At 67.1% G+C, this 1,205-nt stretch carries 1 pseudogene; it reads right to left on the bottom strand.

The features are described from left to right. Positions 1-1,205: pseudogene (locus E1218_RS35805) on the bottom strand (IS3 family transposase); the annotation flags it as partial.

Below are 1,205 nucleotides of genomic sequence, written 5' to 3'. Positions count from 1 at the left end.
AATCGGCCTCGGCTTCGGCGGGTGGACGTCGGTCGAGGCGGTGCATGAGCCGGCTGGTGTTGTACCAGTGGACCCAGTCGGCGGTGATGGCCTCGAGGTTGCTGAGGCCGGTCAGGGGGCCGCGGCGGAAGGGTGAGTCGTCGCGGATGCATTCGGTCTTGTAGAGCCCGATGGTGGTCTCGGCCAGGGTGTCGTAGGCGTCGCCGACTGACCCGATCGAGGGCTGAGGCCGTTCAGGTGCAGCGTCTCGGTCAGGTGCACCGAGGTATACCGAGACCCGGCGTCCGAGTGATGAATCGCCTTGTTTTGCAGGGGATTGTCCTGCCTCGTGCGGAACGCCGCGGCCTGGGCAATGGCCCCGCTCGACGAACGTGGTGTGCTTGGACGTCGAACACTCCCAGCCCACGATCCGTCCGGCGAAGGCATCGATGACGAAGGCCGTGTAGGCGAACGTGCCGGCGGCCAGCCGCACATAGGTGAAATCCGCGACCAGGAGCCGGTTCGGTGCCGGCACCCGGAATTGCCGGTTGACCAGGTCCGGAGCTCGGGTCGCGGACGGGTCGGCGACAGTGGTGCGGACCTTCTTGGCCCTGCTCACGCCACGCCAGCCGTTGAGACGCATCAGCCGCTCGATGGTGCACCGCGCCACCTGGATGCCTTGCCGTTGCAGGTGACCCCACATCTTCAGCGATCCGTAGAGCGACTCCGGCGGGCGTCGGCCGTCGGATCGGGTTCGTAGTACCCGGCCAGGATCTCGGTGACAGTGGTGTCCCACAGAGCCCGCCGCGACGGCGCCCGCCTGGCCCAGGCATAGTAGGTTCTCGGGGCGATCGTGCAGCCGTGCGCGGTCAGCGCGGCACAGATCGGAGCGACCCCGAACCGAGCCTTGTGCTCGGCGATGAACCGGCAGATCACCGCTGTCGCGGGTCGCTCTCCCGCGCGAAGAAACTGGTCGCTGCCTTGAGGATCTCAATCGTGCGTTCCAGTTCGGCGTTCTTCCGCTTCAGCTCCCGGATCTCCCGCGCCGACTCCGACGACACTCCGACGGCTTGACCGGCATCGATCTGCGCCTGCCGAACCCAGCGGCGCAGCGTCTCGGCCGTCATCCCCAACCGGGCCGACACCGCCTTGATCGCCGCCCACTCAGAGTCGTAATCGTCAACATGATCGATGACCAGCCGGACCGCCTTGGCACGGGTCTGCTC

This window comes from Kribbella turkmenica, from assembly GCF_004348725.1.
Classification (GTDB): domain Bacteria; phylum Actinomycetota; class Actinomycetes; order Propionibacteriales; family Kribbellaceae; genus Kribbella; species Kribbella turkmenica.
This window is presented reverse-complemented; position numbering and strand designations above follow the sequence as displayed.